Source organism: Enterobacter cloacae complex sp. 2015409, from assembly GCF_041365315.1.
Lineage (GTDB): Bacteria > Pseudomonadota > Gammaproteobacteria > Enterobacterales > Enterobacteriaceae > Enterobacter > Enterobacter pseudoroggenkampii.
On sequence record NZ_JBFTVM010000020.1, the window covers coordinates 1 to 594 of the forward strand.

2 tRNA genes and 2 rRNA genes are annotated in these 594 nt (G+C 48.8%); all 4 read left to right on the top strand.

The window, feature by feature from the left end:
* A 16S ribosomal RNA gene (locus ACDO57_RS23335) occupies positions 1-73 on the top strand; the annotation flags it as partial.
* A gap of 69 nt (positions 74-142) precedes the next feature.
* Positions 143-219, top strand: a tRNA-Ile gene (locus tag ACDO57_RS23340).
* Positions 220-262: 43 nt separating this feature from the next.
* Positions 263-338, top strand: a tRNA-Ala gene (locus ACDO57_RS23345).
* 170 nt (positions 339-508) lie between these two features.
* Positions 509-594 (top strand): 23S ribosomal RNA (locus ACDO57_RS23350); the annotation flags it as partial.

Here is a 594-nt window from a genome sequence, read left to right on the forward strand (position 1 = left end):
TTTGTGATTCATGACTGGGGTGAAGTCGTAACAAGGTAACCGTAGGGGAACCTGCGGTTGGATCACCTCCTTACCTTAAAGAACCTGCCTTTGTAGTGCTCACACAGATTGTCTGATGAAAAACAGCAGTAAAAATCTCTGCAGGCTTGTAGCTCAGGTGGTTAGAGCGCACCCCTGATAAGGGTGAGGTCGGTGGTTCAAGTCCACTCAGGCCTACCAAACTCCTTTTAAAGGATGAGCGGTACAGAGATTGCAAAACGATGGGGCTATAGCTCAGCTGGGAGAGCGCCTGCTTTGCACGCAGGAGGTCTGCGGTTCGATCCCGCATAGCTCCACCATCTTTTACTGCGAACACAAGAAAACTTCAGAGTGAACCTGAAAAGGTGCACTGCGAAGTTTTGCTCTTTAAAAATCTGGATCAAGCTGAAAATTGAAACGACACATCTTTAAGGTGTGTTCGAGTCTCTCAAATTTTCGCAATCAGAAGTGAAACATCTTCGGGTTGTGAGGTTAAGCGACTAAGCGTACACGGTGGATGCCCTGGCAGTCAGAGGCGATGAAGGACGTGCTAATCTGCGAAAAGCGCCGGCGAGG